Origin of the sequence: Flavobacterium sp. ZT3R18, from assembly GCF_007097385.1 — a bacterium.
Taxonomy (GTDB): Bacteria; Bacteroidota; Bacteroidia; order Flavobacteriales; family Flavobacteriaceae; genus Flavobacterium.
This window is the reverse complement of sequence record NZ_VJZS01000004.1, coordinates 128,615-155,554: the sequence shown is the minus strand read 5'-3', so window position 1 is coordinate 155,554 and position 26,940 is coordinate 128,615. Positions and strand designations below refer to the sequence as shown.

Genomic DNA, 26,940 nt, shown 5'->3' with positions numbered 1-26,940 from the left:
TTTAAGCCCTTCTCTTTGCTATATTTTCAAACTTAAAAGTTTTTAAACTCAATTAAGCGATTCTCAGAGCGTTTATTTCGTTTTTCCATCAAGATTTTTTCTCAATTTTTTCTAGGGGGACTTTTTCAGTGCCCTCATAGTCGCGGATGCTTTTTTTTTACTAGTAGATTCCGTCGCAGCTTAACCCCGAGAATGATCTAAACGCATACAAAACTGTACTTCTTACTTATATTTCAAAAATAGGCTTTATGAATAGCGTTACTGGCTTGGCACTTGCAAGCATCAATGCTTATGGTGTTTTTTCTAGGTATGCCAAAATTATTTTGAACGAAAAAGGGTTAAAACAACACCTTTATTATATTTATTTTTGCAAACCAAATTCAGTTCTAATCCTGCCTAATGCTTTAGTTTCTTTACGAATTTGCTGGTTTCTAACAATCATTTCGGGTTTGACATATCCACGAGGATGATCCAAATGCAAACAAACAGCAGTATAACGAACTTGTTTGGGTTTGATGCCGTAATTAATCAATCGTTCGCCAAACTCCCGATCTTCACCTCCATATTGCATACGCTCATCAAAACCATTTACGGCTATAAAATCAGCTTTCCATCCGGATGCGTTATGACCATTCCAGCTTGGAGTTGTTGGTGTAACTGTGTTTAAAAACCAACTTTTAAATCCATACTCGCAGATTTTATTGTTTTTAAAAGAAAAAGGCATTCCATTTTTTTTCAACCATTTAAGGTCAAAGCAATTCCCAGAATAAATATCGTTTTCCGATATTTTTTTTGAAATAGAATCTGTTAATTTATAATAACCACCTGATAGAAAAAAACCCAATTCACGGTTTTTGATATGATGTTCTACAAAATCTGCACGAGGAATACAGTCGCCATCAGTCATCAAAATATAATCTGCCGATGCCTCTAAAACTGCTTTATTAAGAATAATTGTTTTTTGAAAACCATTATCTGGATGCCAAACATGGTGTATGTCATAAAAAACTTTTTGTTTCATTTCTGCAATCAAATCAAAAGTATCTTGCAAGGAACCATCGTCAGCAATAACAACCTCAAAGTTCCTGTAAGTTTGAGTGTTATAGCCCAGAAGAACTTTCTTCAATAATTCAGGCGAATTATAGGTACTGATAATAATTGAAATATTTTTTTGCATAATGCCGCAAAGGTAATCAAATTTGCTAATTTTGTCTTTTTTAAAACTAAAAAAATGACTAAACTTACCGCTATAATCCCTACATACAATGAAATTGATTATATTGAAGATGCCCTTAAATCGATTGCATTTGTTGATGAAATTATTGTAATCGATTCTTTTAGTACCGATGGCACTAAGGAAAAGGCGGTTGAATTAGGATGTAAAGTTTTGGATAGAAAATTTGATAACTTTTCCAATCAAAAAAATCACGCTATTAGTTTTGCTACAGGCGATTGGATTTTGTTTCTAGATGCAGACGAAAGAGTTTCTCAAAAACTACAAATCGAAATTCAAGAAGCTATTACAAGCTCTAAATACAATGCCTATAAGCTAAAATTCCCTCATTTTTATATGAATCGATTTTTATATCATTCGGAAAACAGAGTACTCCGATTGGTCAAAAATAATGGAGTTTATTTTGAAGGAGCAGTTCACGAAAAATTAAAAACTACTGGAAAAACAGGAGTTTTGAACAGTTTTGTAATTCACTATACCTACAAAGGTTTGCTTCATTATCTAAAAAAGAAAGATTCTTATGCTTGGTTTCAGGCCAAAATGGCATTAGAAAAAAACAAGAAAACGAACCTTTTTTTATTGATTTTCAAGCCATTTTATCGTTTTTTTCATTCCTATATTCTCAAAAGAGGTTTTCTTGATGGCATTCCTGGTCTTGCAGTAGCGACTATTGATGCTTATGGGGTTTTTTCTCGTTACACCAAAATGATTTTGATCAAAGAGGATTTAAAATAACTTCAACTTCCCAAAACGCAATTTCAATTTAAACTTCAGCAAACTGTCTTCGCCTTTGATGTCAATTCGCATAATTTCATACGGATTCTTAAAAGGAAATTTATTAATTCTATTCCCAATTCTTAACCCCGCTTTTATATTATTTTGTTCTAAAACAGTATTGAACATCAATTTATTAGGCTCTTTTTTTGGATAGTTCCCATAAGGATAAGCTAAAGCATTATAAACTTTCAGACCGTTTTTCTCAATAACTTCAAAACATTTAAAAAAATCTACATTGAGTTCAGATTCAGTTAAAGTGGCATATTTTCTATGCTCAAAAGAGTGTAAACCCAACTCTACCAAGCTATCCAATTCCTTCAATTGGTCTATAGACATAATTTTCTCTTTCCCATTATTCCATATATCTGCATCCCCAATATAACCAAAAGGAATAAAAAAAGTAGCTTTCAGATTGTATTTTTGGAGCAAGGGAACTGCATGAAGTAATTGATTCTCTGTAATGTCATCAAATGTAATAATAACACTTTTTGAATGAATTGAAGTTACATTTTCTAATTCAGAAAAATGATACGTACAAAACCCCATTTGATTTAAATAGCGGAACTGATTTTCTAAGGCATCACAAAAAATAGTAAGTCCTTTACTATCCTTATCGTCATTAGAAACATTATGGTACATCAATATAGGTAAACGTGTCATTTGGCTAATTTAAGATTAAAATTACGACTGTAAATTTATTACATTTGTCTCTAATTATCTAAAAATAGAAATCAAAATAGTTTGAAACCAAAAATAACTGCCTTAGCCATTACTTTAAACGAGGAAGAGAATGTAAAACGTTATGTTCAAAGCTTGTCTTTTGCCGATGAAATTATTTTTATTGATTCCAATAGTACCGATACCACGGTAGCCCTTGCAAAAGAACTGGGTGTTACTGTCCTACAAAGAAATTTTGATGATTTTTCGACACAACGAAACTTTGCCTTACAACAGGCCAAAAATGACTGGATTGTTTTTTTTGACTTAGACGAATATATTACCCCAGAACTCGAAAAGGAAATTATTGCCATTACCAAATCTCCTAATGATTTTGTTGCTTACACTGTTAATAGAAATTTCTTTTTTATGGGGAAACGAATTAAACATGGTGGCTGGAAAAACAATAAAACGATTCGGATTTTTAATAAAAACAACTGCAGTTATGATGGAAACCTAGTTAATGAAACCATTACAACAATTGGAAAAATTGGTGCTTTAAAAAATCGTGTAAATCATTACAGTTACAAAAATTTTGACGATTACAACAACAAACTCAACTTACATAGCCAACTACAAGCAAAAAGCCTTTTCATAAAAAACAAACGCCCCAATTTGTTTCATTTTTTCATTCGCCCCTATTGTAACTTTTGGTGGCAATATGCTTGTCGTTTGGGATTTTTAGACGGAAAAGAAGGGTTTATCTTGGCTTATTTGAATTCCTTTGCCGTATTCAAAAGATACTTGCAGCTTTGGTTGATGTATAGAAAGATTGACTAAGTAAATATTTCATAAAGCTTACTAAGACAACGTTTTCAAACAGCCTTTTCCCCTAAAATTTAACAAACATAATTTTATCTTTTTAATGGATGTTTCAATAATCATAGTTAATTACCGCAGTTGGAAATCATTGAGAGTTTGCTTAAATTCTATTGCTGAAATGGTTACTCAAAAACTGACATTTGAAGTTATAATAGTAGATAATTTTTCGGATGATGGAGAATTTGAAATTTTTAAAAATGAATACCAAAACTTTATTTTTATCAAAAATGAGACTAATACTGGCTTTTCAAATGGTTGCAACTTAGGCGCACAAAATGCCAAAGGGAATTATCTGCACTTTTTGAATGCTGATACAAACATTTCTCTTGAAGCACTAAACACTTTATACGAAACTTACAAAGCGCACTCAGAAATAGGCATTTTATCGTGTTTGCAAATCGATAAAAAAAATCGATTTTTCAATCAAAAAAAACTTTTCCCATCAGTTTTTCAGCTTTTTGGAATTGCTCGTTTTTTTTACAGAAAATTATTTTCGAAAAAATTAAATAAAAAATTCAACACTCAAGACGACTTATTTTACCCTGACTGGGTTACTGGCACTTCTATCTTTATAAGTAGAGATTGGTTTGAGAAAGTAAATGGCTGGAATGAAGACTATTGGCTGTACTTTGAAGATGTTGACATTTGCAAAAGAATATCACAAAAGAAAGGCAAAATTGCAGTAACCCGAAATGCAACAATTTTTCATGAACATGGAGGAGCATCCAGAATTAATTTCAAAACTGAATGTATTACCAAAACTGAAGTAATAATCTCTAATCACGCCTATATCAGTAATCATTTTAATGGTTTTAACAGAAACATTTCACATTGTTTTCTACTAATTGGTATCCTGACTGAAAAAATTATTTTGTCGTCTTTAAGCTTGTTTTTGTTTTCTAATTTAAAACTGAAAACAAATAGATACATCCTTAAAAATCTTTGTTTTTATTATTTTAGCGCCATAAAAAAACAAACCTGGTTAAGTCCAAGATCCATAAACTATCCAAAAGTAAAATGACAACAAACAGTCTCGTCAAAAAATTATCTGTATTAATCATTACTTTAAACGAGGAAGAGCATATTAATGCCCTTTTATCGGATCTTGATTTTGCTGATGAAATAATAATAGTCGATTCGTTTAGTACTGATAGAACGGAGGGTATTGCGAAATCATTTTCTAAAGTAAAGTTCCTCCAAAACAAATTTGAAAACTTCACGACTCAAAGAAATTTTGCTATTGAACAGGCAAAAAACGACTGGGTATTATTTCTTGATGCAGATGAACGATTGACTCCGGAATTAAAGCAAGAAATCATTGAAACATTACAAAACAATCCCTACTGTTCTGCTTATTTTTTTGAAAGGGTCTTTATGTTCGAAAATTCGATTTTAAAATATAGCGGCAATCAAACCGATAAAATATTTCGCCTTTTCGATAAAAATTTTGCTAAATATGACGAAAGAAGACTCGTTCATGAGAAATTAATAGTAAACGGTAAAATCGGGTTTTTAAAGAATAAGCTTATTCATTATTCTTTTTCTAGTTATATTGATTACAAAGAAAAAATTGTTTTTTACGCCAAATTTAAAGCCCACGAAAAGTTTATAAAAAATATAAAACCCACTTTCTTACATCAACTTTTTCATCCTGTCTATAACTTTTTTTACAATTACATCATCCGTTTAGGGTTTCTTGACGGCAAAAAAGGTATCATTATTTGCTATCTTAATGCCTATTGTATCACTGTGAGATACAGAGAATTAAAAAGACTTTGGAATCAAAAGTAAAATCTTACTTCTAAAACATAAGTTTCTTTTTCGATCTTTTCTTTCTCCACTATTTCTCTTAAAAATCTGAAGTGGGGTTTCTCTTCCCCACGGCAAAGAGTACGCCTAATAGAGACAAACTCTTGAATAAAAAAGAATGTCTTTTGGATTATTTATAGTCTTAGAAAAAGTGTATTTCTGAATCATTCAATCTTAAAAACCATCCAATATTGGCTTCCAAAAATCAATTACTTTTGGCTTGTTTATTCCATGGCAACCAAACGGAATTTCATTATTGACTAATTTGAAAGCAATTTTCGGTTTACGGTCTATGGCAAAATGCAAAGCTTCCATATACTCTGGTATTTTAAAATTCTTATAGAGCTCTGGAACTTTAATAGACCAAAAAACATCCTCAATTGCATATATCTCCTTCTTTTCGGCTCCCAAAAAACTAGAAATAAAAGCTTTTTGCTCTTTTGCTATTTTATAATGAATGCCCGTTTTACGCAACGAAAACCCTCCATTTCCAACTTTATAAAAAATTTGCTTTCGTTCATTTTTCTTTTTGGAATTAAAAACAGTTGCAATTTTATCAAAAATCTTCATTCCGATAGAATTATTTTGAGTTGCAATCCATGGAGCTCCAATATAATCATATCCTTTCTTACACCATCCTTTTAAAGTATCTTTAAAAACAAAGGCATCTAATTGATAAATCAAGATAAATTCTGAATCTAAAAAACGCTCATAAAAAGATTCTGACAAAAGCAGTTCGTTATACCCTGAAATATTTTCAAAATAATGTTTTGAAAAAGTTTCTACTATAACATTCGAAAACTTATTGGTAATATAGGTATTATCGAGACCCTCTGGCTGTACCAAAACAATTGGGTAGTTTTTTAGGACTTTAATGCACTGCAAAAAGGATTTCTCTTCAAGATCTCCAAAATAATTTTTATATATAGGTATTACAATTTTAACTAAATGTTCCATTTTGAATTTCAATTTTATTTTACCATATTATCAAGAACCTTGTCCTTAATTTGCAGTAATTTTGCAAATGATTTAATCGAAACGCAAAATTAATCTTATATATGATAAAAACCATAATTATTCAAAGTTAAATTCTATATTTTTATTCTAAAAAAGAGTTAGAATATTGCCCAATAGAATGAAAAATCAAAAAAAAATTAATTTATAATTTTATGGATTTTTTTCATAAATCATGAAAAATATTAAAGAACAAAATAAATAAAATGAAAATATCTGTAGCTTTATGTACTTATAATGGTGCATCCTATATCAAAAAACAATTAGATAGTATTTTATATCAAAAAGAATATACAATAAATGAAATTGTTATATGCGATGACAATTCTACGGATGACACTTTAGAAATATTGAATATTTATAAACAAATCTATCCCACTATTTTTTCTATTCACAGAAATGACATCAATATTGGAAGCACTCAGAATTTTGAAAAAGCCATAGCTCTTTGTTCTGGGGATTTTATTTTTTTGGCAGATCAGGATGATATTTGGAAAGAAGATAAAGTCCAAAAAACATTAGCTGTTTTTGATAAAAATCCAAATGCAGAAGGCGTATTCTCTAATGCAGATTTAATCGACCAAAATGACAAACTTATCCCCTTACTAACCATTTGGGATTCAGTGTTTTTTTTAGAAAAAGAACTCCCTAAACCTATTGATTTATTTGATGTCATTTCTAAAAACGGAAATATTGTAACTGGAGCCACGTTATGCATTCGAAATCACATTAAAGATTTCATCCGATCTTTTGATGAGGATGTTTTACATGATGAAAAGATAGCAACACTTTTAATCTTAAGAGAATCTCTTTATTATTCAACAGAAAATTTAATTTCCTACAGAATACATGACAAACAACAAGTAGGCATGAAAAACATGTACAAACTTATTACCAAAAACAGATTAAAAAGAATTGTACTTGATTTAGAAAAACCTTCTAGTTTCAAAGAATACAGACATTTATCCAAAAAAAAATATTTAAAATTTCATAAATCAAAAAAGTATCTAAATTGTAATTCAATAAAAATTGACATTCAAGATTTAATAACAAAAAGCCATAGTGAGTTTCTTGACTTGAATACCAAAATGAAATTAAAGTTCCCTATTCGATATCGATTTGTTTCGCTAAGTGATAAATTATTAAACAAACGTGAAAAATAGTTTCTTACAGCCTCATTAATATTGCTAATTCAGTCATCAAATACATTTAAAATAATGAGCTTAATATAAATAAATCTTACTCAAATTTATTACAAAAATATATTCTTTTTTTCTTTTCCTTAAGATATGAAATGCTGATTTAAAAATATAAGTCTAACTTTGGCTTTTTTTTAAAACGAGGTAAATTAAAACTTTGTAAATTAAACAACCTATGAATATAAAATTTCGAATTATCGTTTTCTTTCTAATTAGCAACACCCTATTAGCACAAAACATCCCAGTTGGATCTATCGATATGATAGAACAAAGGAGCAGAAATGAACAATTATTAAGCAACGGGAACCCGTTTATATCCTACACTTTAAGACCATTAGCTTTAAATCCAATTGATACTACTCAGACGAATGCCAATGAAATTCATTCTGGAAAAATAATCACAAAAGTACTTCCAATTACCTTAACTCAACAATACAATACTTTTGCTCCTTATGGTTGGAATGATGGTTCGATGATTCCTGCCAAAGGCTATCAAACATTACTCAGTGCTGGTTTATTTGCCCAATATGGAATTTTGAGTGTACAATTAAAGCCCGAATATGTGTATGCAGCCAATCCTGATTATGAAACTTTCCCTTTAACCGAATCAAGTTTGGCACGTCAGAACTATGTTAATTACCTAAACACTACTGACTTACCTTCCCCATACGGAGACCAATCTTACAGTAAATTAAACTGGGGACAAAGTAATATTAGCATAGCTATTAACAAGTTTTCTATAGGTTTATCTACCGAAAATTTGTGGTGGGGACCTGGAACCAGAAATTCACTGATAATAAGTAATACCGCAACTGGCTTTTTGCACTTTACCTTTAATACGAGACAACCCGTAGAAACTTTTATAGGAAGTTTTGAAGGGCAAATCATTTGTGGTAAACTGGAAGGTTCCAATATATCAAGCCCAAAATCAGAATTTATAATTGATGGCATAGATTACGAAATACCGAAAAGCAACGATTGGCGTTATATTAATGGGCTATCCATTAATTACCACCCCAAATGGGTTCCTGGTTTATTCGTGGGATTGAATCGTACTATACAAGTGTATCGTAATGATATGAGTAGTAGTTTTTCCGATTATATGCCAATATTTGCTCCTTTTCAGAAAAAAAACACAACCAACGAAGACGCAAAAAACAGAGATCAATTGGCTTCTCTTTTTTTTAGATGGGTTATGAAAGAATCTAAATTTGAATTTTATGGAGAAAGTGGTTGGAACGACCATTCTGCAACACTTTGGGATTTATTTGAATCTCCAGAACATTCAAGAGCTTACCTTTTTGGTTTCAACAAATTATTCATGCTCAATAAAACCAAAAATAAATATTTAAAAGTAAATTTTGAAACTACCCATTTAGAACAGAGTGCTGATCGTATAGTAAGACCTGCTGGTGCTTGGTATATGCACGGAATTATTTTACACGGATACACCAATAAAGGAGAAGTTCTTGGAGCAGGTATCGGACCAGGAAGTAATTTACAAACATTGGATTTTAGTGTTTGGGAAAAGGATAAAGTTTGGGGAGTTCAAGTGGAACGTTATGCTCACAATATGGATTTTTATTATGATGCCTATACGGATTACAATCACAAATGGGTTGATTTATCATTAAATACCTACGCCTATCGAAAATTTGGTGATTTAGGTGTTCAAGCAAAACTCAACCTTTCTGAAATGCGCAATTATCAGTGGCAGCTAGAAAATAACAAACTAAATGTTCAGTTTCAAATTTCGTTGCAATATCAGTTATAAAATATAGATTTATCAACTTATTTACTTAATAAACAACTAAAGCTTAAATGTTAGCAGATACGATTTTCCCCTCTTGACAGAGCCTGACCCGTTTTTAAGACGGGAGGTTAGGTGGTACTATTTGAAATATAAATATTCCGTTCTGGTTATTACTCTCAAATATTCACAGTCCTTAAAAACAACTGTAAAGTTTGAGTTTATTAGACCCAATATTCACATTTAAGTAACTCGATAAATTTATTCAAAAAAAAGCCATAAAACCCCTAATGATTATATGATGTAAATTCTTCTGCAAAATCATAAATACTGAATAATAAAATCACTAAATAAACACTAATGAAAATTGCAGCTTGTGTCATTTTATATCATCCCAAAGAAAAAGATTTGCAAAACATAGAAACATATTTGTCAAAAGTTGACAAACTATATGTCTATGATAATACCGAAAACGCATCGTCTTCTTCTTTTTTGGAAGAAAGTAGTACTAAAATTATTTACTTTTCAGATCATGAAAATAAAGGAATATCTGCTAGATTAAATCAAGCATGTACACGGGCAGTTTCAGATGGGTACGATTTATTATTAACTATGGATCAAGATTCATCATTTTTAGAAGAAAAATTAGAATCATACCTAAAATTAGTCTCAAATTATCCTAATATAGAAAACATAGCCCAATTTGGTCTTCAATATACCGATCAAGAAATAAAAACTGAGAATCAACAAATCCAAGATATTGAAGATTATGCATTAATTACCTCTGCCTCTATTATTGTTTTAAAAAATTTTAATAAAATTGGAGGATTTGATGAAAATCTGTTTATTGATGGAGTAGATTTTGACTATTGCTTAGCCGCCAAAGAAAAAGGTTTGAAATGTATCTTGTTTAAGAATTTATTTTTTGTTCACACTGTAGGTGCAAAAATTAAAAGAAGATCTCTGAAAACTTTTTATCTGTTAAAAAAAGAAAAGTATCTATGTTCCCCAATTAGAATCTACTATTTGGTTCGCAATATTTTATATCTGAAACAAAAATATGGAGCTATTTTTCCAGAATATATTGAGAAGCTGGTTAAGACAAATAATACTTCCATTGCCACTAATAGAAATTATTCGAAAAACATATTCGAATTTTATAAATACAAGAGAAAAGCCATTTCGGATTTCAAAAACAAAAAAATGGGAAAAATTGAGGCTTAATCTAATTTTTCAATCAAACTCATTTTTATTACTCTCTTTTAAATTTTACACTATAACAATATGAACCTCAACCAAGAAATACAAAACGCTTACGATGTTATAAAAGAGGGAGGAATCATCCTCTACCCTACTGATACCGTTTGGGGAATAGGTTGTGATGCGACCAATCCTGAAGCGGTGGCCAAAATATACAAACTCAAGCAAAGAGCCGAAACCCAAAGTATGATTTGCCTGATGAATGGCGAGAAAATGATCTACAATGTTTTCAAAGAAATTCCAGAAGTAGCTTGGCAAATCATGGATTTCTCCGAAAATCCAACAACTTTAATCCTAGACAAACCTCGAAATATAGCTCCCAATTTAATCGCAGCAGACAATACATTAGGGATTCGTATCGTAAAAGATCCTTTTTGTTTTAAATTGATGGAACGTATGAAAAGGCCGTTGGTCTCTACATCAGCCAATATCTCCGGACAACCTACTCCAAAAAGTTTCAAAGAAATTAGTCCCGAAATTATAAAAGGCGTGGACTATGTTGTAAATTTGCACCACGATAAAATTGGAGGAAAACCTTCTACAATAATCAAATTGACTAACGATTCACAGGTAAAGGTGATACGAAAATAAAATCATATTATTGTTTGTCATTTCGACGAAGGAGAAATCTCATAAAGCTATTCTGATTATGTGATTTCTCCTTCGTCGAAATGACAAAATACAGAAATTGAATGAACTACAAAGAAGCCTTAAACAATAAAATATTCGAAGTCATTTCGCAAGCATCCCAAGAACTTAACATCGAAAGTTATGTGATTGGCGGTTTTGTACGTGACTTACTTTTGAATAGAGATTTCAAAAAAGACATTGATGTTGTTGCTGTTGGTAGCGGAATCGAATTGGCTTTAAAAGTATCTGAACTACTTCCGAAAAAACCAAAAGTTCAAGTTTTTAAAACCTATGGAACCGCCATGTTGCGTTTTGAAGACACCGAAATTGAATTTGTAGGAGCCCGAAAAGAATCTTATAATCTTGACAGCCGGAACCCTGTTGTAGAAAACGGAACCCTAGAAGACGACCAAAACCGTAGAGATTTTACGATTAACGCATTGGCTCTGTCTTTGAACTCTACTACTTTTGGAGAACTTTCAGATCCTTTCAATGGTATTTCCGACTTAGCAAACAAAATTATAAAAACACCTCTTGATCCAGACATCACTTATTCTGATGATCCTTTGCGTATGCTTAGAGGGATTAGGTTTGCGACTCAATTGGGTTTTGAAATAGACCAAAACTCATTGGACTCTATTACCAAAAATGCCGAACGCATCAAAATCATATCTGGAGAACGAATTGTAGATGAACTGAATAAAATTCTTTCTACCGATAAACCTTCTATTGGATTTCTTTTATTGTTTAAAACTGGTCTTTTGGATATTATCCTTCCAGAGCTGACAGCTTTAAACCAAGTAGAGGAAATAGAAGGTCATACCCACAAAAACAACTTTTACCATACCCTCGAAGTGGTAGATAACATTTGTCCCAATACAGATGATGTTTGGCTACGTTGGTCGGCTTTACTACATGACATTGGGAAAGCACCAACCAAACGCTTCAATAAAAAACAAGGTTGGACGTTTCATGGTCATGAATTTCTTGGCGGAAAAATGGCCAAAAAAATATTCGAACGCCTACACATGCCATTAAACCACAAAATGAAGTTTGTGCAAAAAATGGTAATGATGAGTTCACGTCCCATTGTACTTTCACAAGATTTAGTTACTGATTCTGCTGTACGTCGTTTGGTTTTTGATGCTGGAGAAGATGTAGAGAATTTAATGACGCTTTGCGAAGCGGATATCACTACCAAAAACCCCAATAAATTCAAGAAATACCATAGCAATTTTGAAATTGTTCGCAAGAAAATTGTAGAAGTAGAAGAACGCGATCAGGTACGTAATTTTCAACCACCTATTTCTGGTGAAGAGATTATGGCAATTTTTAACTTGAAACCTTCCCGTGAAATCGGCCTGTTAAAAGAAGCGGTCAAAGAAGCTATTTTAGAAGGCGAAATCCTGAATGAATATCAAGCGGCTTATGACTTTGTATTAAAGCGTGGAGAGAAATTGGGATTGAAGAAAGTTTAAGTAATGTTTCCTCTTCGCAATTTAAAAAATTCTTAATTTTATAAAAATTTAGATTATGAATACAGCTGAATTAAAATCGGAATTGATTGCACAAATTATTGCAACTAATGATCGTATTCTTTTGGATAGAATTAAAGAAATCATAAACTCTTATGAATCCGATTTGTTAGTCAATGAACCAACTTCAACGTATGAAAAAATAGTTTCTGAAAAAATTTATGTTTTTAATGAATGGCAACAAAAGAGAATTGACATTGCTTTAAAACAAGTTGAAAATGGGGAATATATTTCTGATGAAGAAGCTCAAATTGAAATAGAAAAATGGTTCGAGGAACAAGAAAAATAGTTTGGACAAGCTTTGCAAGAGAATCAAGAACTTCCATTTTTCTGTATTGGAATAAAAGAAATAAATCCACCAATTACAGTAAAAAACTTAATATATTATTTCAAGAATCATTACAACAACTTGCAATTTTCCCTGAAAGCTCTATAAAATCTAACAATCAAAATATAAGACTCAAAATCGCAAGTCATTTCGAAATTATCTACTCTGTTTCAGATACTCAAATTTTCATTTTAGACATCTGGGACACCAGACAAAACCCCAAAAACTTCCCAATAAGATAAAAATGAAGAATAACAAATCCGTAATTATTTGGCTCCTATCAGGTTGCTTTTTAGTGTTTATAATGGTTGTAGTGGGTGGCATCACCCGATTGACGAATTCTGGCTTATCAATGACCGATTGGCATCTCGTTACCGACACTTTCCCTCCGCTAACCGAAGCCAAATGGCAAGAAACATTTGAAAAGTACAAACAATTCCCAGAATACCAAAAAATCAATATTCATAACGATTTCACTCTTTCGGATTATAAGTTTATTTATTTCTGGGAATGGTTTCACCGTTTTATCGGGAGAATAATTGGGTTGGTTTTTATCATTCCGTTCTTTTATTTTTTAATTAAGAAAAAAATTGACAAAGCCACTTTAAATAAATGTTTTGTATTGTTGGGAATGGGTGCGCTGCAAGGTTTTTTTGGTTGGTTTATGGTAAAAAGTGGTTTGATTGACAATCCAGATGTAAGCCATTTTCGTCTTTCATTGCATCTTACCTTTGCTTTTTTAACATTTGCCTACACCCTTTGGGTGGCGCTGGATCTGATCTATCCTGAAAAAGGAGAAGTAATTGTTCCGTTAAAAAAAATTGCACGAATCGCATTGGCATTTTTGTTGTTACAAATCATTTATGGAGGTTTCGTTGCGGGCTTAAATGCTGGTTTGATTCACAACCATTGGCCAATGATGAGCGACGGACAATTTATTCACGACAGTGTATTTATTGAGCAAAAGACACTACTATTGAATCTTACCGAAGGAAAAAGTGGTGTTCAATTGGTTCATCGAACATTGGCTTATGTTGTAGTGGGATTGATAGTACTCCTTTATTTTAAAAGCAAAAAATACAACCTTAACTCTCAGCAAAAAAATGGACTAAACGCATTGGTATTAATTGTTTTTCTTCAATTTACTCTAGGTGTTTTCACATTATTGTACAGCGTACCGCTTTGGCTTGGTTTAACCCATCAAATCGTGGCATTCTTTCTCTTAACGGCGATGACATACACTTTGCATCGATTGAGCAAATAGTCTTTTTTAAACAAACAGCAAAAACAATTTAACCATATAAGTGATATAAGTTCATTTAAGTCTAGCTTCATTTGACTCGTATTTATATGTTCTTATATCACTTATATGGTTTCTTTTTTTTGCCCAGATTCCACATTAGAAATCATTGTATTTTTTGATTGTTGCATGTCATACACAATCTTTTATGACTTCTGAAAACCCTGAAAGGGTAAAATGATTATAGAAATAAGAAATTCCATCGCGCAAAAACCCCGAAGAGGGTGGTGTTTTTACATCTGCATGTATGGATTATTCGGATGGAGGTTTTTAATAAAAAAAGGTGAATAATTTCATCCCTTCGGGATTTGCTCGTCGATGTCCTATATTTTCTATAATCTTTACACCCCTTTCGGGGTTTGGACGAGTCATACCAATTGTCTTCTCTAATCTAATAATCCCAAATTTTAGAGGCGGGTAGATTATCTATTGAATTGTGTCTTCGTCATGAAGTCTAATGCAGATTCTAGATTTAAGCCTATTACTCTCCCTTTTTTTAACTTGGGTTTATCTTCCAAATACTCAAAATAGCATTACTTTTGTAGACTGACTATATTGTCACATTTTGTTGTTTTACCTATTAAAATGTCTAAACTTGCTGCTCAGGATAAATTCATTGACTTATCCGATTACGGAAGACCGCTTGCCAAAATACTTGCCTCTAAATTAAAAAATACTCGATTTACTCCCATTCATATTACCTTCCTTTTTGGTATTTCTGGGGTAATTGGAATCTATTGTATTTTGCAAAACCATTACTTTTCAGCCGCTTTTTTCATCATTTTAAAATCGATAATTGATGCTGCCGATGGCGAATTGGCACGCATCAAAAACACGCCTTCTTATACCGGAAGATACCTCGATAGTGTATTTGATATTATTCTGAATTTTTTGATTTTTATGGCTATTTGTTATGTCTCTAAAACTACTTTTGGAATGACTATTTTGGCTTTTATCGGGATACAATTACAAGGCACTTTATACAATTACTACTATGTGATTTTGAGAAACAAATCGGTTGGCGGAGACAAAACCAGTCAGATTTTCGAGAACAAATCTCCTCGAGCTTTACCCGGAGAAAGTCAAAAATGGGTTGATATTTTGTTCCTGATTTACACTGTTGTCTATGGAGCATTTGATAAAATAATTCACACCTTAGACAAAGACGCCTACAAGGTAAAAACATTTCCAAATTGGTTTATGACCTTTCTTTCGGTTTACGGATTGGGTTTTCAATTATTGATTATTGCCGTAATGTTGCCATTACATTACATCGAATTCATCGTACCTTTTTTTATCGCTTACACCATATTTGTTTTTATCCTAATTGGCATTAGAAAAACGCTAATCAAGGCTTAAAACCGCTATAACAAAAATCTATACAAAATACTTAACTTTATACAATCCAGCGTTTTGAACGCAATTACCTAAACTTTATTTTCGATATAGTCTTAACCTATCCAATTTTTAAAATCAGACACTTTTTCTCTACTCACAACCACCTCATCTTCTTTGTAAGACGGCAAAATAATCTTCAGTCTTGAGTTGCTGTACATTACGATTTCCTTTATTGCCTTAAGCGGAATAATAAATTTTCTACTGATTCGATAAAAAGCGGCGGTGTCTAATTCTTGCTCCAAAAGCTCCAAAGTACTATCAATCAAATAATTTCTATTATCAAAAGTATGAATATAGGTTCCTTTATTTTCACTAAAAAAACACTCTATTTCATCAGTTGAAATCACTTTAAGGTGCTGCCCTATTTTGACGGTAAACCTTTTTTTGAATGTTTTTTCATAAGGGTTCGAAAGCATTTTTTTGATCTCTTCAAAATCAAACTGCATGGATTCTTTTCCTGCCGTTTTCGGAAACTGCAAACGGTCTTTAAATTTTAAAACTGCCACTTCCAAATCATCTTCATCAATGGGTTTTAGAAGGTAATCAACGCTGTTTAATTTGAATGCGCGCAACGCATATTCATCATAAGCGGTGGTAAAAATAACAGCACTTTTTATCTCTATTTTTTCGAAGATTTCAAAGGACAATCCATCTGATAATTGAATGTCTAAAAAAATTAAATCAGGGTGTTCATTTTTCGAAAACCAATCTATAGATTCTTCTACAGAATGAAGCATCACTCCTACTTGAATATTTATTTTTTCGAGTTTGCGTTGCAATAATCTTGCTGCTGGTTTTTCGTCTTCGATTATTATTGTGGTCATTTTTAAATTGTAGATTTTAGATTTTAGATTTTAGAAAATAGAGAATAGAGGTTGCAGAATTTAGATTCCAGTTTGCATATTACAGATTACTGCTTTCTGAATACTGCTTTCTGAATACTGCTTTCTGAATACTGCTTTCTGCTAACTGAATACTGCCTTTCACTCCCACTTTTGGCTTTTATCCTTATCCATAAATTCTTGGATTTTCCTTTCTTCCCAACGATGTCCAAAAAAGATATCTCTTCCAAAAACAGACATTCCATGAGCCAACAATCCTATTCCCCAAAAAAATGCAACTGAAAGATTCTCCCATTCAAAAAAAGCAGCATCGGCATGCGAGGTATGATTATAGCCAGAAATAATTGAATACCCATTTACAAGCACATAAACCAATGCATGTACATAAAACCCTTTGATTCTTTTTACCCGTTTATAAGCCAATTCATATCTTGCGTCCGGATTGAAATTTTCATCCTGAAAATTTTCAAATAATTGTTTTCTGTATCTTCCCATTTTGTTTCTATTTTATTATTTCCAAGATTTTTTTGTTTGCTCCTCTTTTTCCATAAATTCTTTGATTTTTTTCTCCTCCCAATCTTTACTAAAGAAAGGCATAAAATTAAATACTTTTAAACCATGGAAGAATACTCCCATTCCCCATCCCAATAACGGCCAAAAGAACCATAAATACTCTGGGGATGTAACTAAATTTAATACTATTAAAAAACAGTTTACCGAGATATACGAAATCAAGTTTCCATAAAAACCTTTTATTTCCTCGACTCTTTTTCTCGCTTTATAGTAGCGATCTTCTTCTGTATATTGATTTTCCATGATTATTTCCAAATTTGTTTTTTAGATTCCTTTTCCATTATGCTTTTTATTGTACGCTCTTCCCAATTTTCTCCAAAAAATTGATATGTAATCAATATGTCAATTGCTGATATAAAAAAAACGGTCGACCAAATTGCCAGTACAAAAAAGTTAATATGCTTTAGAGCAAAAAAATTAAATGGTACACCTAAATATTCTTTTAGAATAAAAACCATTACTCCTATTAAATAAATAAAAGCATGAATATAAAATCCTTTTAACTTCTTTACTTTCCTTCTCGCTATCTCAACAAGTTCGTTTTCTTGATATTCTTTTCTATGTATTTCCATGACTATTTCCAAGTTTGTTTGTCGTCTTCTTTATCCAATATTTCTTTTATTTTTCTCTCTTCCCAATCGGTTCCATAACCAAATACCTTAAAAGCATGCATCGTTAACCCGAATCCCCAACCTGCTGTTGAGAACCAAAACCAATGAAATTTTGGCATATAAGTGAGATTAACAAAAATTAAAATTGGTATCACACAACAATAGGAGATTAAGTTCCCATAAAATCCTTTGAGTTGCTCTACTCTCTTTTTTGCTCTGTAATAGGCATTATTTTCACTGTAATTTGAAGTTGTTTCCATAACACTAATTTGTTTGGTCAAAATAGGTATCTTAACAGTAAACGTTTGTTCATTTTGCTCTATCAATACCTTTCTGTTGGTAATAATGGAGTAGCGATCGACTATATTTTGCAACCCTACGCCTTGACGGCTTTGCAACACTTCTTTCTTTTGATAATCATTTTGAATGACCAAATAATCTCCTTCAATAAATATCCGAATGTGCAACGGTCTTTGTTCGCTAACCACATTGTGCTTTACTGTATTCTCTAATAACAGCTGCAACGAAAGCGGTACTACTTTGGCCTCTGGATTTATTGCTGTTTCCGGCAATTCGTAAAACAAACTATTTTCGAAACGCATTTTCAACAGATTCATATACGTTTTGGCAAAAGACAACTCTTCGGCAACCGAAACCAATTCTTTGTCTTTTTGTTCCAAAACATACCGATAAATTTTGGACAAAGAAGTGGTAAACCGTTGCGCATTTTCTGGATTTTCCTCTATCAATGAACTCAACACATTCAAACTATTGAAGAGAAAATGCGGATCAATTTGATTTTTTAAGGTTTCAAACTTTGCATTGGCAGTTCCCGCGATGATTCTTTGCTGGGTTACTTCGGTTTTTGAGGCTTGCTTCCAATTCAGCATAAAACTACGAGCATGCATAAAAACCGAAACTCCCAAAGTAAGAATAATATAAAACAAATGAGTCCACAACATACCTGCCCCAAAAAATTTCGAAGCGTCCATTTTCCCAAAAACCACAAAAATTAGATAATTAATCCCCAAAACAACTGGAACGGTATACAAAACTGTGGTAATTATTCCAAAATATACTCTCAAATTGGTTTGTTCCAGCCAATCCCATTTTTTATCTAAAACAGAATTGATAAAACTTATTCCAAAACCAATTCCAAAAGAATAAATCAGACTTGACACTAACGCCTTTAAGAAATTTTCTATCTCAAAACTCCCCTGAATAAAAGTAAAAACTAATGTAAAAATCAAAGCAATTTTAAAGTAACGCATCGCAGCTTTTCTCAATTCATTAAATGTATATATCCTTTGATTTTCCATTTGTTTTTTCATCTATTTTATTTACAATTTTTCTGAGTTTCCAGCGCTCTGTCCAATCCCCATTTTGGAGAGAAAGGCGTTTCGGGTTTAAAAGTAGCAAAAAGTCCAATAGATTTATCAACTTCTTGACATAAAGGTTTAGTATCAACTCCTGTCCATTTCGCACCCTGTATTTGAAAATCCGCTTTTCCGAAGACTGCTCTTGGATTTTCTGGCGATAATGCTTCGGCTTTGGCATACATTTCCATGGTTTTACCCGAATATTTCATGCTGTTCGTCATCGGATCTACAACAATCCAAGCGGTGTAAATCATGGCTTGCATTACATACAACTCGGCATTATTTTGATCTTTTATCATTTCTGCATCTAAGGCATTCTGGGCTTTGGTCAGCAAAGCATTTACTTGAGTTTTATCCTGAGTTCCAAAAGAAGTGGTGGTATTAACCAGTGCTACATAATAATTAGGCAACCAACTGGTTTTATCTGCCGACGCTATTCTTTCGAACATTGCCGATGCTTCTGTGCTTTTTCCTTCCTTCCAAAGTTTAAAGGCACTGCCCATTCCTTGTTCAAACTGTCCTTGAGCTGAACTTATTACAGCTACGAATAATGCGATACTGGTGATAATCTTTTTCATTTTAATTAAATTTAGATAGTTAATGTTATTTTTAGAACTTTATCTCTATTATTTGATTTTTTTCTATGTCGAATTTGGCATCTTTATATTTTGGAGGCCCCATAAATCCTTTGGCATTATTAGAACAAGCAACATCTTCGGAGGGAATTCCCATTACGTTTTTATCCAATTTCCCATTGTTGTTTTCATCCTGGTAGACTGAAATGGCATACTCTCCTTTTGGAATACCTTCAAAAGTAACCTTGGCTCCGTTCTCTTTAATTTCAGAACGAATACTTTTGTAAATTGATTTTAGAAACGTTCCTTCCGAGTTGTACAAACCTACTTTCAGAACTCCAGTGTTATTCTTTAAACCTGAAACAGAAACGGTAAGATTGACATTTTGAGCAGACATTAGACTACAAACAAAAAATGCAATTGTGGTAATAATTTTTAACATAGTGGTTGATTTTTAGTTGTTATTAATTTTAAAAATTGAAATTGCTATTGAAATTGTTATCGATTTATTTCTTGAACAAATTTATATTGATTGTAAGGCTTTTAAAATTTAATGATACCGAACTGTCAATTTTTATGGATGAATTGTTGTTGCAGGAAAGACGTTGCGTGTAGAGACGTTGCATCAAAGATGTTGCGGGAAAGACGTTGCAGTGCAACGTCTCTACGCACAATCGATTTACAAATTCTTTAATTGATTGTCATTTTTATTTTTGCTGATAGTCCAAAAGAAACCTACAAAGAAGAACCGATCCGCAGCTGGTTTGATGGCGCTTCGCCTGTATTCTCCATTGGTATCAGGTTTAACGGCATAGTTGTATCCATGAATATTATTGGCTCCTAAAACATTCGAAACTGAGAAGTACAAAATCTTTTGAGTAGTCAGTAAATACGCCCAGTTGAAGCTCAAATCGTTATATGATTTTGTTTTTCCGTTCATGAATTGAGTTTCATTTGGGTTGTTATAAGGTCTTCCTGTACTAAAGGAATTGGTAAAACCTATTTGAGATTTCCAGTCCATAATCCAATATTTAGTTACTATTGACAAACTATTGTTGGGAACAAAGTTGGGAGTTACCTGAGTTGGATAATTTTTATACAAGCGTTCTGTATCAATATAAGAATACGAAATCCAGTATTCTAAATTCTTAATGGTTTTTCCGTCTCTCCAAAACAAATCCAATCCTTTGGCGTATCCTTTTCCATCATTGGTAAAAACCGAATTATAGGCAATTGTAGGGCTATCAAATCGAACTAGATTGCTGTAATCTTTATAGTATGCTTCGGCTCTAAATGTTTGTCCTTCTCTGTGGTATTGATAATTCAAGATAAAGTGAGAAGCTTTTTCGCTTTCAAATTGATTGTTTTTAGAAAACTTGATATATTCTACGCTTGGTGTTTGGGAAAAGTCGCCATAAGCAAAGGACAATTGACTGGATTTTGCCATTTTGTAGGCAAATGAAATTCTTGGAGACACAAAATTATCATTTGTCAAACTATTGGTGGAGGCCCGCACTCCTACTTTGGCGGCAAGCTTTTTTGAGAAGAAAATATCGGCTTCTGTATATAATGCTCCAATGGTGTTATCATAGCCATAATCAAACGTATTTCCTGCATTTCGAGTAAAATTTTCATCATATTTAGTGATAAAATAATCGGTACCAAAGGACAATTTAAAACGATTGGAGACGTTTTTTGTCAATTTCAGCTTCATATTGGCAGCTTTTTCTGCATTCTCTAATTTATCCAAATCAATACCCGTTTTCCCTTGATTATAGCCATAACTCAAACCAGCAGTAATGTTCCAATTTTCTCCAAAACCACCCACATAAGAGGAATTAAAATAGAGATTATCATTTTTAGAATCAACCGTAATTTTATCAATCGAGTTGATGTTGTCCTGCTTAATCACAAATTGGGTAGCGTCAAAAGCAGCATAGATCTTAAAAATCCCTTTTTCAAAATTGTATCGATATACCATTTCGCCAGACAAAGACTGAGGCGCACTTTTCCATTCTACATCTTGCGGAACAAGGGCTTGATAGGGCGATAAATTGATATACGAAGTATTGATACTAAAAGAACTTTTGTTCCATTTTTGGGTATTCCCAAGGCCAACACCTACGGTCATCAACGAAATATCCGTTTTGCTCTGATCGGGTTCGTCTATCGTATTCAAAAGCAACACACTAGACAGCGCCTCTCCATATTCGGCAGAATACCCGCCTGTAGAAAAGGAAATTCCGCTAAAAAGAAAAGGAGAAAAACGGCTTCGTGTAGGCAAATTATTCGGCGATGCTCCGTAAGGTTGTGGTACTCGAATTCCGTCTACGTAGGTTTGGGTTTCATTGGCTTCGCCACCACGAACAAACAATCTCCCATCGTCGCCTACCTTTTGCGTGCCTGGTAGCGTTTGCAAGGCAGCCACAATATTTCCTGCTGAACCCGCTGTGGTTACAATATCCAAAGGCTTTAGTACCGATACTCGAGCTTTGCTACCAGAATCAAGAGAACCTGCAGTGATCACAACCGCATCTAGCGCATTGACATTATCTTTGAGTTTGATGGTTTGATTTTGAAAATGAGCCACATCGATCATCGTATTTGAAGTTTCGTAAATCAAGAAACTAACTACCAGATTTTGATTGCCAGTGGTAGTGGTGGTAAAAGAAAAAATTCCGTTTTCGGCGCTCGAAGCACCATCGTAGCTTCCTTCAATATAAACATTGGCGCCTACAACTGGAACTCCTTTTTGATTGATAATTCTACCCGAAATAGTAGCTTGCGAAAAAAGCGTTAAACTAAATAAAGAAACGAATGCTAAAATAATGGTTTTCATAAATATTGGTTTTGATGAGACAAATGTCATTCAGAAAAAAAAGGAATTGAAATTGTTCTGACTCAATTGCGGAAAATTAGGGATGAACCGTTTTTATGTTTTCATGAAGCATCAAATAAATCCCGTAGAATTCGTAATTTTGATGTATTGAAAACGCTTAATTCTATAATAAACATCATTTATAACTTATATTCCTTTAAACAGATAATAAAACACCGCTGTAAAAAGATTTACCATGTAAGAAATATAAAAACATATAAGTCAATGTTTTTTTTACATCCTAATTAAATGACCTTATATTTCTTATATTGTTAAAATTAAATACTGTTTATTTTAGAATATAACCCTCGAAAACAAAACACAATGAAATTTTAAACAAGAACCTTAAACTAAAAAAAATGCCACACATTTTAGCAACACTCAAAAATGTTCCTTTTGAAACCATCAAAGGAGTTTTAGAAAATGATAAGGCTTTTCATGCTTCAGAAGAAATGTATCTGGAGCACATTTGGCAAAATGTCGATGATGAAAATGAAGTACTGTTTCTTTTCAGAATAAATTCTATAGCGAATACAAAAAAACTAATTCAGAAGCTACATTCTAGCGCTTTATCACAAAATCCAAATGCTAATTTACCAACGATGATCTACTTACAATGATTTATCTAATTAATATCATTATTTTCAACTGGATAAAAAATTCGAAAAATGCTATAATTTTTTGGATACATGAATATAAGAAATATTACACAGTTAGCTTGCTCTTTTTATCATTACTATCATTTTCCCAAAGAATTGACAATACAGCATCTTTCAGGAAAATAAAAAGCGATCATTATTTTCGTTATCATTATGACAACGACTTTTTCGCTAATACCGATTATTACTATACCCAAGGCCACAATCTTGAATTAGTAAGTCCAAAACTGTTTAAAAACCCAATAAATAAATTATTTGTAAAATTAAAAAACAGCGAACAAAAATATGGGTTGTCAATTGAACAAATAGGCTTTACGCCAACAAGTCTCAAATTAGATGAAATTCTTTACGATGATAGACCTTTTGCAGCTGCCGCAATGCTAAAATCATTTTTAGTTTCGACTGATACCATTCATAAAACTACACTTTCTTCAATTCTAACTATTGGAATTATTGGTCCCTATGCTTTAGGTAAAGAAATACAAACTGAAATTCACGAATGGATTAACCGTGGAGTTCCTTATGGTTGGCAATACCAAATTAAAAATGATTTGATACTGAATTATGAAATTTCACACGAGAAACAATTGTATCGACTCAACAATTTATTTGCATTAAATTCTAACGCAAAACTTCGATTAGGAACAATGAACACAAATATCTCTGGAGGATTAACAACAACTTTTGGAAAAATCAACTCCCCTTTCATTTCTTTAAAAAATAATAATAATTTTCAAATCTATGGTTATTGGCAGGGCTTAGTTACCGCTGTTGGATATGATGCTAGTTTACAAGGTGGTCTTTTTAATCAAAAAAGTCCTTATGTTATTACTGATCAGAATATGGAAAGATTTACTTTTCAAAAAAATTTCGGGATAGTTTTACATCACAAAAAGCTTTACCTTGAATATTATCGATCCTGGCTTTCGAAAGAATTCGAAACAGGAGGAACACATAGTTGGGGCGGATTTAGAATTGGATTCACACTTTAATTATCAATACTTTTTCAAATACAAAAAGTACATTCTAAAACTAGATTCTGTTATCTTAACACTAAATCCAGATGCTTATTTACCCAATATGACCTACCTGCAATGAATGCGATAAAATCTTTTCAACAAATCCCAATTCCTAAATCTGAAATCTAAAATTAAACTTTACATTTGCTCTTTCAATAAAAACAAAGATTATGGTTTATAAATTCAGAGTTATTCTAGATGCCGAAGAAGACATTTTTAGAGACATAGCAATACTTGCTGAAGACACTTTAGAAGATTTACACAATGCTATTTTCAATTCATTTGGTTTTGACGGAATGGAAGTAGCTTCTTTCTACACCTGTGATGAAACCTGGAATCAAGAAGATGAGATTTCTATGTTTGACACAGGAGATATTCAAGGAGAACAAAAAATCATGAGTGATTATCAATTATCTGATATATTAGATGAGCAAAACACCAAGATCATTTATGTTTATGACTTCCTAAACATGTGGACTTTCCTTGTAGAATTGGCTGCTGTTGAAGAACGAGTTGCTGGTGAGATGTATCCTGCAACCCTATTTTCGCACGGAGAAATGCCAGACGAAGCGATGGAGAAAAACTTTGAAGCCGATATGCATGACGACATTTATGGCGAATTTGAAGACGATTTAGACGAAGACGACTTAGATATGTTTGAAGGAGACGACAGTTTTGAAGACTATGGACAAGAAGATAATTGGAACTAAAAACAAGAAAATAAAAAATAGAGAAGAGAGAATAGATAATAGAAAATAGACTGAAGATTATATGTAAAAGAAATAAGTTACAAAGACAGAGACTCTTTATTCTTTGCTCTTTATTCTTTGCTCTTTATTCTCTCTTCTTTATTCTAAAAAACAAAATATGATAAACCTTTATAATACTCACATCGAAACCCTATCCATCCACCGTGTGGGGAACATCAGTCGCAACGAACCGCTTTTTTTATCGGAAGAACCCTTTAAATTAAACGATGAGATTGTGCCTTTGATGAAAGAATTTTTCTTCAAGTCATTTAAAGAAAAAGAAGAAAACTACTTTCAGTTTGCACACGAAGTAGATCTAGACTACAATGACATGTTTAAATTTGCGACGGAAATTTTTGACAATCCAAATTGTTTGCATGATGCTTCCAAAAAGATTACCAAACACCTTTTTGAGCAATCCAATCATCCGCATATTAAGAACGGAGAGGTTTATGTAACCTATTTGACCAATGTAAGTATTGACAACAATGTAGTTGATGCCATTGGTATTTTCAAAAGTGAGATTCAATCCGATTTTTTACAATTTGAAGAAAAAGGGACCCAACTGGAAATGATCTTGCAACATGGAGTAAGTTTAAACAAACTAGACAAAGGTTGCTTGATTTTTAATTATAAAAAAGAAGAAGGATACAAAATTTTATCGGTAGACAGTAATCGTTATGATGCAAGATATTGGTTAGAGCATTTCCTATCGGTTGATGCTTTTGAGGATGAAAATTTCATTACCAAAAAGTACTTGAAATTCTGTCAAAACTTTGCCAAAGATGTTGTTTTCCCAGCCGAAGACAAAAAAGAAGAGGTAATGTTTATGAACCGTTCTGTAAATTATTTTGCAAAAAACGATCAATTTGAAGAAACCAATTTCTTGAATGAAGTACTGGACAATCCAGATTTGATTCCAGAATTTAAAAATTATAAAGTTGACAAAGGCGAGAAATACAGCATAGAAGATGTAACTTCATTCCCTATTGCCAATGCAGCAGTAAGCGATGCTCGAAAATCGATAAAAAACGTAATCAATCTAGACACACACATTCAAATCAAAATGGATTTCATCAATCCAGAAAGTGCTGAAAAATTTGTAGAAAAAGGTTGGGACGAAGAAAAACAAATGTATTATTATTTGGTTTACTTTAATAAAGAAGAGAAAAGTTAGTGTTTGGTTCCCGATAATTATCCTGTCGTTTGGACACAAGTACAAAAAATAAACACGAATTTCACGAATTCGCACGAATTTTGAAGGCTAACTTAGTTTGTGGAATTAATTTCACAAACTAATTCGTGACAATTCGTGAAATTCGTGTTTGAAATTAAAGTATAATAGATCTGTCCACACGATAAGATAATTATCGGGACAGTTTTGAATGTTTAGTTCAAATTGGATTACAACAAAAACAAACAATATTTCAATCCCCAATTGCTTAGGCAGTTGGGGATTTTTTTTGCAAAAAATTAAGAACTTAAATCAGAAGCAATATTTCAGTCAGATTTTATTTATTTTTAATTGCAAAAAGTGCATTTCATCGGATTTATTTGAATAACAAATCATTTTAGTATATGTTTGCCAAAACCTATAAATACCACACAATGAACTTTTTAGAAATCATATCGAAATTTGTCGGCAAAAAAGTAGTTTGCTCTGTTTTTGGCCATAAAATAGTGACCGTTAGAAATGTAACCAATCATTTTAAAGAATACGAATGTACCTGTTGTAAAATAGAATTAACAAATGATTTACAAGACAGAAAAACATTTCTTACTCCAGAACTGAAAGAAATAAACGAAACGTTATTAAAGCATTTTAACAGAAGAATGCTTTCGTTATAATTTCTCTATCAAAAAATATAGAATCACAACGCTG

At 32.3% G+C, this 26,940-nt stretch carries 28 protein-coding genes; 17 read left to right on the top strand and 11 right to left on the bottom strand.

Features of this window, described 5'->3' with window-relative positions; translation table 11 throughout:
* Window positions 1-361: 361 nt before the first annotated feature.
* The gene (locus FNW52_RS06530; RefSeq protein ID WP_143376657.1) at window positions 362-1,177 is read right to left on the bottom strand and encodes a glycosyltransferase family 2 protein; all 816 of its coding nucleotides are present in this window, start codon (window positions 1,175-1,177) and stop codon (window positions 362-364) included.
* A gap of 54 nt (window positions 1,178-1,231) precedes the next feature.
* Here FNW52_RS06530 and FNW52_RS06525 point away from each other — a divergent pair, with 54 nt between their 5' ends.
* On the top strand, window positions 1,232-1,969 hold the full coding sequence (locus FNW52_RS06525) for a glycosyltransferase family 2 protein (RefSeq protein WP_143376656.1): 738 nt from the start codon (window positions 1,232-1,234) through the stop codon (window positions 1,967-1,969).
* Here the strand turns inward: FNW52_RS06525 and FNW52_RS06520 are convergent.
* A complete protein-coding gene (locus tag FNW52_RS06520; RefSeq protein WP_143376655.1) occupies window positions 1,961-2,671 on the bottom strand; it encodes a polysaccharide deacetylase family protein in 711 nt (236 codons plus the stop codon). The genes FNW52_RS06525 and FNW52_RS06520 overlap by 9 nt on opposite strands.
* A gap of 81 nt (window positions 2,672-2,752) precedes the next feature.
* Here FNW52_RS06520 and FNW52_RS06515 point away from each other — a divergent pair, with 81 nt between their 5' ends.
* The 3 genes from FNW52_RS06515 (at window position 2,753) to FNW52_RS06505 (ending at window position 5,341) form a co-directional block, all read left to right on the top strand.
* Window positions 2,753-3,508, top strand: a complete 756-nt coding sequence (locus FNW52_RS06515; protein WP_143376654.1) for a glycosyltransferase family 2 protein — start codon at window positions 2,753-2,755, stop codon at window positions 3,506-3,508.
* Between the two features lie 85 nt (window positions 3,509-3,593).
* Window positions 3,594-4,571, top strand: coding sequence for a glycosyltransferase family 2 protein (locus tag FNW52_RS06510; protein ID WP_143376653.1), 978 nt, complete (start codon window positions 3,594-3,596; stop codon window positions 4,569-4,571).
* Window positions 4,568-5,341 (top strand): glycosyltransferase family 2 protein, encoded by a 774-nt coding sequence (locus tag FNW52_RS06505; protein ID WP_143376652.1) that lies wholly within the window; start codon window positions 4,568-4,570, stop codon window positions 5,339-5,341. The genes FNW52_RS06510 and FNW52_RS06505 overlap by 4 nt, the downstream gene beginning before the upstream one ends.
* Window positions 5,342-5,533: 192 nt before the next feature.
* Here the strand turns inward: FNW52_RS06505 and FNW52_RS06500 are convergent, their stop codons facing one another.
* On the bottom strand, window positions 5,534-6,316 hold the full coding sequence (locus FNW52_RS06500) for a DUF5672 family protein (RefSeq protein WP_143376651.1): 783 nt from the start codon (window positions 6,314-6,316) through the stop codon (window positions 5,534-5,536).
* A gap of 263 nt (window positions 6,317-6,579) precedes the next feature.
* On the opposite strand from FNW52_RS06500, the gene FNW52_RS06495 reads away from it, so the two are divergent.
* The 8 genes from FNW52_RS06495 to FNW52_RS06460 all read left to right on the top strand — a co-directional run bounded on the left by FNW52_RS06495 (window position 6,580) and on the right by FNW52_RS06460 (window position 15,734).
* Complete coding sequence (locus FNW52_RS06495) at window positions 6,580-7,536, top strand: glycosyltransferase (protein WP_143376650.1); 957 nt, start codon at window positions 6,580-6,582, stop codon at window positions 7,534-7,536.
* A 211-nt stretch (window positions 7,537-7,747) separates the two neighbouring features.
* Window positions 7,748-9,346, top strand: coding sequence for a capsule assembly Wzi family protein (locus FNW52_RS06490; protein ID WP_143376649.1), 1,599 nt, complete (start codon window positions 7,748-7,750; stop codon window positions 9,344-9,346).
* Between the two features lie 336 nt (window positions 9,347-9,682).
* Complete coding sequence (locus FNW52_RS06485) at window positions 9,683-10,546, top strand: glycosyltransferase (RefSeq protein WP_143376648.1); 864 nt, start codon at window positions 9,683-9,685, stop codon at window positions 10,544-10,546.
* Between the two features lie 60 nt (window positions 10,547-10,606).
* Complete coding sequence (locus FNW52_RS06480; RefSeq protein ID WP_143376647.1) at window positions 10,607-11,173, top strand: L-threonylcarbamoyladenylate synthase; 567 nt, start codon at window positions 10,607-10,609, stop codon at window positions 11,171-11,173.
* A gap of 101 nt (window positions 11,174-11,274) precedes the next feature.
* Window positions 11,275-12,690 carry a CCA tRNA nucleotidyltransferase gene (locus FNW52_RS06475; RefSeq protein WP_143376646.1) on the top strand — a complete coding sequence of 472 codons (1,416 nt, stop codon included), beginning with the start codon at window positions 11,275-11,277 and terminating at the stop codon, window positions 12,688-12,690.
* A 55-nt stretch (window positions 12,691-12,745) separates the two neighbouring features.
* A complete protein-coding gene (locus FNW52_RS06470; protein WP_143376645.1) occupies window positions 12,746-13,036 on the top strand; it encodes a hypothetical protein in 291 nt (96 codons plus the stop codon).
* Window positions 13,037-13,319: 283 nt separating this feature from the next.
* Complete coding sequence (locus tag FNW52_RS06465; RefSeq protein ID WP_143376644.1) at window positions 13,320-14,339, top strand: COX15/CtaA family protein; 1,020 nt, start codon at window positions 13,320-13,322, stop codon at window positions 14,337-14,339.
* A gap of 621 nt (window positions 14,340-14,960) precedes the next feature.
* On the top strand, window positions 14,961-15,734 hold the full coding sequence (locus FNW52_RS06460; protein ID WP_143376643.1) for a CDP-alcohol phosphatidyltransferase family protein: 774 nt from the start codon (window positions 14,961-14,963) through the stop codon (window positions 15,732-15,734).
* A gap of 92 nt (window positions 15,735-15,826) precedes the next feature.
* Here the strand turns inward: FNW52_RS06460 and FNW52_RS06455 are convergent, their stop codons facing one another.
* The 8 genes from FNW52_RS06455 to FNW52_RS06420 form a co-directional block, all read right to left on the bottom strand.
* A complete protein-coding gene (locus tag FNW52_RS06455) occupies window positions 15,827-16,597 on the bottom strand; it encodes a LytTR family DNA-binding domain-containing protein (RefSeq protein WP_143376642.1) in 771 nt (256 codons plus the stop codon).
* Between the two features lie 159 nt (window positions 16,598-16,756).
* Complete coding sequence (locus FNW52_RS06450) at window positions 16,757-17,110, bottom strand: 2TM domain-containing protein (RefSeq protein WP_143376641.1); 354 nt, start codon at window positions 17,108-17,110, stop codon at window positions 16,757-16,759.
* A gap of 15 nt (window positions 17,111-17,125) precedes the next feature.
* Window positions 17,126-17,431, bottom strand: a complete 306-nt coding sequence (locus FNW52_RS06445) for a 2TM domain-containing protein (RefSeq protein ID WP_143376640.1) — start codon at window positions 17,429-17,431, stop codon at window positions 17,126-17,128.
* A 2-nt stretch (window positions 17,432-17,433) separates the two neighbouring features.
* Window positions 17,434-17,760 (bottom strand): 2TM domain-containing protein, encoded by a 327-nt coding sequence (locus FNW52_RS06440; protein WP_143376639.1) that lies wholly within the window; start codon window positions 17,758-17,760, stop codon window positions 17,434-17,436.
* A 2-nt stretch (window positions 17,761-17,762) separates the two neighbouring features.
* Window positions 17,763-19,130, bottom strand: a complete 1,368-nt coding sequence (locus FNW52_RS06435) for a histidine kinase (protein ID WP_370511567.1) — start codon at window positions 19,128-19,130, stop codon at window positions 17,763-17,765.
* Between the two features lie 5 nt (window positions 19,131-19,135).
* Window positions 19,136-19,756, bottom strand: a complete 621-nt coding sequence (locus FNW52_RS06430) for a hypothetical protein (RefSeq protein ID WP_143376638.1) — start codon at window positions 19,754-19,756, stop codon at window positions 19,136-19,138.
* A 31-nt stretch (window positions 19,757-19,787) separates the two neighbouring features.
* On the bottom strand, window positions 19,788-20,195 hold the full coding sequence (locus FNW52_RS06425; RefSeq protein ID WP_143376637.1) for a DUF2141 domain-containing protein: 408 nt from the start codon (window positions 20,193-20,195) through the stop codon (window positions 19,788-19,790).
* 237 nt (window positions 20,196-20,432) lie between these two features.
* Window positions 20,433-22,592, bottom strand: a complete 2,160-nt coding sequence (locus tag FNW52_RS06420; protein WP_143376636.1) for a TonB-dependent receptor domain-containing protein — start codon at window positions 22,590-22,592, stop codon at window positions 20,433-20,435.
* 398 nt (window positions 22,593-22,990) lie between these two features.
* Between FNW52_RS06420 and FNW52_RS06415 the strand changes: the two genes are divergently transcribed.
* The 5 genes from FNW52_RS06415 (at window position 22,991) to FNW52_RS06395 (ending at window position 26,906) form a co-directional block, all read left to right on the top strand.
* Entirely contained in the window at window positions 22,991-23,251 is a 261-nt protein-coding gene (locus FNW52_RS06415; protein WP_143376635.1) for a hypothetical protein, read from the top strand.
* Window positions 23,248-24,282, top strand: a complete 1,035-nt coding sequence (locus FNW52_RS06410) for a lipid A deacylase LpxR family protein (RefSeq protein WP_143376634.1) — start codon at window positions 23,248-23,250, stop codon at window positions 24,280-24,282. The genes FNW52_RS06415 and FNW52_RS06410 overlap by 4 nt, the downstream gene beginning before the upstream one ends.
* A gap of 197 nt (window positions 24,283-24,479) precedes the next feature.
* The gene (locus FNW52_RS06405; RefSeq protein ID WP_143376633.1) at window positions 24,480-25,019 is read left to right on the top strand and encodes a plasmid pRiA4b ORF-3 family protein; all 540 of its coding nucleotides are present in this window, start codon (window positions 24,480-24,482) and stop codon (window positions 25,017-25,019) included.
* Between the two features lie 157 nt (window positions 25,020-25,176).
* A complete protein-coding gene (locus FNW52_RS06400) occupies window positions 25,177-26,235 on the top strand; it encodes a nucleoid-associated protein (RefSeq protein WP_143376632.1) in 1,059 nt (352 codons plus the stop codon).
* 431 nt (window positions 26,236-26,666) lie between these two features.
* A complete protein-coding gene (locus FNW52_RS06395) occupies window positions 26,667-26,906 on the top strand; it encodes a hypothetical protein (protein WP_143376631.1) in 240 nt (79 codons plus the stop codon).
* Window positions 26,907-26,940 lie beyond the last annotated feature (34 nt).